At 68.0% G+C, this 6,603-nt stretch carries 5 protein-coding genes; 3 read left to right on the top strand and 2 right to left on the bottom strand.

Features of this window, described 5'->3' with window-relative positions; genetic code table 11:
- A partial coding sequence (ilvN, locus tag GXZ33_RS09905) for an acetolactate synthase small subunit (RefSeq protein WP_291340871.1) occupies positions 1–443 on the bottom strand: 443 nt, incomplete at its 3' end.
- 5 nt (positions 444–448) lie between these two features.
- Positions 449–2,365: an acetolactate synthase large subunit gene (locus GXZ33_RS09910; protein ID WP_291340872.1), complete on the bottom strand. Its 1,917-nt coding sequence runs from the start codon at positions 2,363–2,365 to the stop codon at positions 449–451.
- A gap of 289 nt (positions 2,366–2,654) precedes the next feature.
- On the opposite strand from GXZ33_RS09910, the gene GXZ33_RS09915 reads away from it, so the two are divergent.
- The 3 genes from GXZ33_RS09915 to ilvD all read left to right on the top strand — a co-directional run.
- Positions 2,655–4,187: a mechanosensitive ion channel domain-containing protein gene (locus tag GXZ33_RS09915; protein ID WP_291340873.1), complete on the top strand. Its 1,533-nt coding sequence runs from the start codon at positions 2,655–2,657 to the stop codon at positions 4,185–4,187.
- Positions 4,188–4,212: 25 nt separating this feature from the next.
- A complete protein-coding gene (locus GXZ33_RS09920; protein ID WP_291340874.1) occupies positions 4,213–4,773 on the top strand; it encodes a PH domain-containing protein in 561 nt (186 codons plus the stop codon).
- A partial coding sequence (gene ilvD / locus GXZ33_RS09925; RefSeq protein WP_291340875.1) for a dihydroxy-acid dehydratase occupies positions 4,774–6,603 on the top strand: 1,830 nt, incomplete at its 3' end.

Here is a 6,603-nt window from a genome sequence, read left to right on the forward strand (position 1 = left end):
CCGAAGGGCTCGAGGACCTCCAGCAGGGCGCGCAGCTTGCCCGGGGTACCGGTGGCCTCGATGACCACGGACTCCTGGGCCACGTCGACGATGCGGGCGCGGAAGATGTTCGCGGCGTCGACGACCTGCGGGCGGTTGGTGTTGTCGGCGTTGACCTTCACCAGCATGATGGCGCGGGCGATGGTGGTGTCCTCCTCGAGGCGGACGACCTTGAGCACCGGGATGATCTTGTTGAGCTGCTTGGTGACCTGCTCGATGACCAGCTCGTTGGCGTCGACCACGATCGTGATGCGGCTGATGCCCGGGGTGTCGGTGTGTGCCGACACGATGGACACCAGGTTGTAGCCACGACGGGTGAACATGCCGGCGACGCGGGAGATGATGCCGTCGACGTCCTGGACCAGGACGCTGAGGGTGTTACGGACGATATCGGTGTTGGCCATTTGTCCTAGTTCTCCTTCTCGCTGTCGTTGTCGCGCTCCTCGAGGACTTCCTCGACGGTCTCCTCCTGGGCGTCCTCCATGACCTCATGGATGTCGGCCGGGGACTCGCCCGCGGACTCGTCACCCTCGAAGAAGGGACGCAGACCACGTGCGTACTCGATGTCCGTGTTGGAGGCACCGGCGGCGACCATCGGCCAGACCTGCGCGTCCTCACCGACGATGAAGTCGATGACGACCGGACGGTCGTTGATCTCGCGGGCCTTCCGGATCGTCGGCAGGACGTCCTCCTCCTTGGTGACACGGAAGGCGACGCAGCCGAGGGCCTCGGACAGCGTGACGAAGTCCGGCATGTACTCGTCCTGCTCGCGCAGCTTCGTGTTGGAGTAGCGGCCGCCGTAGAACAGGGTCTGCCACTGGCGGACCATGCCCAGGTTGCCGTTGTTGATGAGGGCGACCTTGATCGGGAAGCCCTCGACAGCGGCGGTGGTGAGCTCCTGGTTGGTCATCTGGAAGCAGCCGTCACCGTCGATGGCCCAGACCTCGGCGTCCGGCAGACCTGCCTTGGCGCCCATGGCGGCGGGGATGGAGTAGCCCATCGTGCCCAGGCCACCGGAGTTGAGCCAGGTGCGCGGCTTCTCGAAGTCGACGAACTGAGCGGCCCACATCTGGTGCTGGCCGACGCCGGCGACGTAGATGGCGTCCGGACCCGCCTCCTGGGAGAGGGTCTCGATGACGAACTGCGGGCTCATCATGCCGTCGGACTGCTCGTCGTAGCCGCGCGGGAAGCGCTCCTTGAGGTCCGTCAGGTACTCGACCCACTCGGTGATCTTCGGCGGGGTGAGGTTCTTGGAGGACTTGTAGGTGCGCAGCAGCGCGGAGAGGACCTCGCGGGCGTCGCCGACGATCGGGACGGCGGCCTCACGGATCTTGCCGATCTCCGCCGGGTCGATGTCCGCGTGGATGACCTGTGCATCCGGTGCGAACTCGTCGAGGTTGCCGGTGACGCGGTCGTCGAAACGCGCGCCGATGGCGATGAGCAGGTCGGAACGCTGCATCGCGCCGACGGCCGGGACGGAGCCGTGCATGCCCGGCATGCCCATGTGCAGCGGGTGGGACTCCGGGAACGCGCCCAGGGCCATGAGGGTGGTGACGACCGGGACGCCGGTGTACTCGGCGAACTCCAGCAGCTCCTTGTTGGCGTCGGCCTTGATGACGCCGCCGCCGACGTAGAGGCAGGGGCGTTCAGCCTCGGCGATCATCTGGACGGCCTGGGTGATCTGGCGGGAGTGCGGCGTGGTGACCGGCTTGTAGCCCGGCAGATCCATCTTCGGCGGCCAGACGAAGTCGAACTCCGCGGTCTGGATGTCCTTGGGGATGTCCACCAGCACGGGGCCCGGACGACCGGTCAGCGCGAGGTGGAAGGCCTCCATCAGCGTGCGGGCGATGTCGTTCGGGTCGGTGACCATGAAGTTGTGCTTCGTGATCGGCATGGTGACACCACGGATGTCCGCCTCCTGGAAGGCGTCGGTGCCCAGCAGACCGCGACCGACCTGACCGGTGATGGCGACGATCGGGACCGAGTCCAGGTTGGCGTCGGCCAGCGGGGTGACCAGGTTGGTGGCACCCGGACCGGAGGTGGCGATGCAGACGCCGACCTTGCCGGTGACCTGTGCGTAACCGGTGGCAGCGTGGCCGGAGCCCTGCTCATGGCGCACCAGCACGTGGCGCAGCTTCTCCGAGGAGAACAGGGGGTCGTACAGGGGAAGGATGGCACCGCCGGGCAGGCCGAAGACGATGTCGGTGCCGAGCTCCTCGAGGGACCGGACGATCGCCTGGGCGCCGGTCATCCGCTCGGGTGCGTTCTCGGCTCCCGGGGACTTCTTGGCGACCGTGGCCGGGGTGGGCGTTTGCGAAGCTGCCACGTTATCAAGCTCCTAATTTCACAAGGACAATGCAATTGGAACGCTACCTGGTCACTCCTACCGTGGTACGGAGAGGGTCGACCTGGCGGCTGTCGTCGGCACAAGTTACCTGCGACCATCGAAAGACAAAGCCCCCGTACAGCACTGATGGTGGGTGCTGTCGAGGGCGCTTGTCGAGACGACTGGGTAGGGTCGTTACGGCAGGCGCCGCGCTGCTACCACAAGTCGAATGGTGATCATGCAGTTCATCATACACACGGGCCCCCCGGTTAGTCGTATCGTGGGCGGCATGCTTGACCTAGGTATGTATCTGCTCACCCGCGCCTGGCAGTGGATCGCCGATCAGGGCCTGTCCCTGGCGATCCTGCTCGTGCTCGCGCTGCTCGTGCCCCGCGTGGGCCGTTTCGCGCAACGATGGCTGGCCCGCGGCGTGGAGGAGACCACCGACGCGGACGAGTCGAAGACCCGCCTCGCGCTCACGGGCGTCACCGTCTACATATTCCAGCTCATCGCATTCTTCGTCCTGCTCATCTTCTTCCTGCAGGTCCTCGGATTCTCCCTGGCCGGTGCCGCGATCCCGGCCACGGTCGTCTCCGCCGCCATCGGTTTCGGTGCGCAGTCGATCATCGCGGACTTCCTCGCCGGCTTCTTCATCCTCACGGAGAAGCAGTTCGGCGTGGGTGACTGGGTGCGCTTCGAGGGCAACGGGATCGAGGTGGAGGGCACGGTCATCCAGGTGACCATGCGCTCCACCCGCATCCGCACGCTCGCGCAGGAGACCGTGATCATCCCGAACTCCACGGCCCGCGTGTGCATCAACTCCTCCCACTACTGGTCCCGCGCCGTCGTGGTCATCCCCGTCCCGCTGCTGGGTTCCACGGACACGCAGGAGGCCATCGACCGCTCCGAGGCGGCGACGCGTCGCGCTCTGCGACGCCCCGACGTCGCCAAGGAACTCCTCGGGGAGCTCGACGTGCACCCCGCCGTGAACATCACCCCGCCCGCCACCGTCGGCATGCCCTGGACCATGGACATGCGTTTCATGATCCAGGTCCAGGCCGGCATGCAGTGGCTCGTCGAACGTGCCATCCGCACCGAGATCCTCGACGAGTTCTGGAACGAGTACGGCTCCGCCACCACCATCACCGGTGACGTCAAGGACCGCGTCGACACCGTCACCACCGGCGCCCTGTCCGGCACCCCGCTCATCGACGTCCCCCTGACCACCTCCCACGACTCCGCCGGCGACCGGGAGTCCACCGTCCCCGCCGGGTACGCCGACGAGGAGGGCCGCGACCCGGCCGTCGTCGACCGTGGCCCCCAGGGCGACGAGCCGGAGGACACCGTCGAGCAGCAGACCCCGGCCGGCGGGGTGTTCCGCAGCGACTCCCCCACCTCCGGCTGGAAGCGTCTGGCATCGGTGGGCGGTCGTGTGCGTCCGTCGACGACCTACCTCTTCGCCAGCCTGTTCCTCTTCATCGTCCTCAAGGTCCTCACCGTCGACGCCGGCGAGGACGGCCCGTCGGGCATCCTCGCCCCGCCGGCCCCGGGCGTGACCACCACCCCGGCAACCGAGCCGGCACCCGCCCCGGAGACCGAGCCGGCCCCCACGACCGCACCCCTGTCCCCGGAGCCGACCGCCCCCACCAGGGTGGCCCCGACCACGGCCGTCACCCCGGCCCCGACCGGCGAGGGCCGGGCGGGTGTCCCCGGAGAGGTCGAAGCGACCGGGAACCCGGACACCCCCGCGGAACCGACGTCACCGGCGCAACCTGCACCGACCCCGGAACAGACGCAGGTCACCCCGGACTCCGGCCAGTAGCCCCTTCTCTACTAGCATGGTCGCCATGAGTTCTGACGCTGGCAAGACCGAGCACACCGACCGTGCAGAAACCACGGAGTTCCGTCCGGACCGGGGCAACCTCTTCGCGGCCGTACTCATCATCGCCGTGGGCATGCTGGTGATCCCGTCCGCCCCGCTGTACCTGGGCTGGCTCCTGCTCATCCCGCTGGCCTTCATCCTCTGGGTGGTCCGGGCCCGCACCGTGGTGGATGAGCGTGGAGTCGACATCCGCTACGCCTTCCGGGGCGGCCGCACGGTCCGCTGGGAGGACGTCGCCGGTGTCGGCTTCAAGGGCTCCCGTGCCCTGCTGACCACCCGCGACGGCGCCGAGCACGCCATGCCCGGCGTGACCTTCAACTCCCTGCCGCAGCTGGCCGCCGCCTCCCGCGGCCGGATCCCGGATGTCCTCACCGCCGCCCAGGAGGCGGCCGACGACAAGGTCACCATCATCCACCGCGACGGGCAGCAGATCCTCATCTCCAAGGAGGAGTACGCTGCTCGACAGGCCGCGCAGCAGGCCAACCGCTCGACCTCTGACAACCCTGAAAACCTGAAGGAGCAGTAAGTGTTCCCGCTTCGATCCAAAGTCACCACCGTCGGACGCAACGCCGCCGGAGCCCGCGCCCTGTGGCGTGCCACCGGCACCAAGGAGAACGAGTTCGGCAAGCCGATCGTGGCGATCGTGAACTCCTACACCCAGTTCGTCCCCGGCCACGTCCACCTGAAGAACGTGGGCGACATCGTCGCGGACGCCGTCCGCGCCGCCGGTGGTGTGCCGAAGGAGTTCCACACCATCGCCGTCGACGACGGCATCGCCATGGGTCACGGCGGCATGCTCTACTCGCTGCCGAGCCGTGAGATCATCGCCGACTCCGTCGAGTACATGGTCAACGCCCACACCGCCGACGCGATGGTCTGCATCTCCAACTGCGACAAGATCACCCCGGGCATGCTCAACGCCGCGCTGCGCCTCAACATCCCGGCCGTGTTCGTCTCCGGTGGCCCGATGGAGGCCGGCAAGGCCGTCGTCGTCGACGGCGTCGCCCAGACCCCGACGAACCTCATCACCGCCATCGCCGCCTCCGCCGACGACAACATCTCCGATGAGGGCCTGGCCACCATCGAGGAGTCGGCCTGCCCGACCTGCGGCTCCTGCTCCGGCATGTTCACCGCCAACTCGATGAACTGCCTCACCGAGGCCCTGGGCCTGTCCCTGCCGGGCAACGGCACGACGCTGGCCACCCACTCGGCACGTCGCCGCCTCTTCGAGGAGGCCGGCGAGACCATCGTCAAGCTGTGCGAGCGCTACTACGGCGAGGAGGACGAGTCCGTCCTGCCGCGCAACATCGCCACCAAGGACGCCTTCCGTAACGCGATGGCCCTGGACATGGCGATGGGTGGCTCCACCAACACCATCCTGCACACCCTGGCCGCCGCCCAGGAGGGTGAGGTCGACTTCACCCTCGCGGACATCGAGGAGATCTCCCACCAGGTCCCGTGCATCTCCAAGGTCGCCCCGAACGGCATCTACCACATCGAGGACGTCCACCGCGCCGGCGGCATCCCCGCCATCCTCGGTGAGCTGCGCCGTGCCGGCCTGCTCAAGGAGGACGTCCACTCCATCACCTACCCGAACCTCGGCGAGTGGCTCGACGACTGGGACATCCGCGGCGGCAAGGCCGTGGAGGAGGCCGTGGACCTGTTCCACGCCGCCCCGGGTGGCGTCCGCACCACCCAGCCCTTCTCCACCGACAACCGCTGGGAGTCCCTGGACACCGACCAGGAGAACGGCTGCATCCACTCCGTGGAGCACGCCCACTCCGAGGACGGCGGCCTCGTCGTCCTGCGCGGCAACCTGGCCCCGGACGGCTCCGTGCTGAAGACCGCCGGCGTCGAGGAAGAGCTGTGGACCTTCACCGGACCGGCCCGCGTCGTCGACAGCCAGGAGGAGGCCGTCTCCATCATCCTCAAGCGTGAGGTCCAGGCGGGCGAGGTCGTCGTCATCCGTTACGAGGGTCCCTCCGGCGGCCCGGGCATGCAGGAGATGCTGCACCCGACGTCCTTCCTCAAGGGTGCCGGCCTGGGCAAGGCCTGCGCGCTGATCACCGACGGTCGTTTCTCCGGCGGCACCTCCGGCCTGTCGATCGGCCACATCTCCCCCGAGGCCGCCCACGGTGGTCTCATCGGCCTCATCGAGAACGGTGACCCGATCACCATCGACGTCCACACCCGTCGCCTCTCCCTCGACCTGCCGGAGGAGGAGATCGAGCGTCGTCGCGAAGCAATGGAGGCCTCCGAGAAGCCGTGGACCCCGAACCGCGAGCGCCAGGTCTCCAAGGCGCTGCGTGCGTACGCCGCCATGGCCACCTCCGCAGACAAGGGTGCCGTCCGCCAG

Source organism: Corynebacterium sp., assembly GCF_012838985.1.
Taxonomy (GTDB): Bacteria; Actinomycetota; Actinomycetes; order Mycobacteriales; family Mycobacteriaceae; genus Corynebacterium.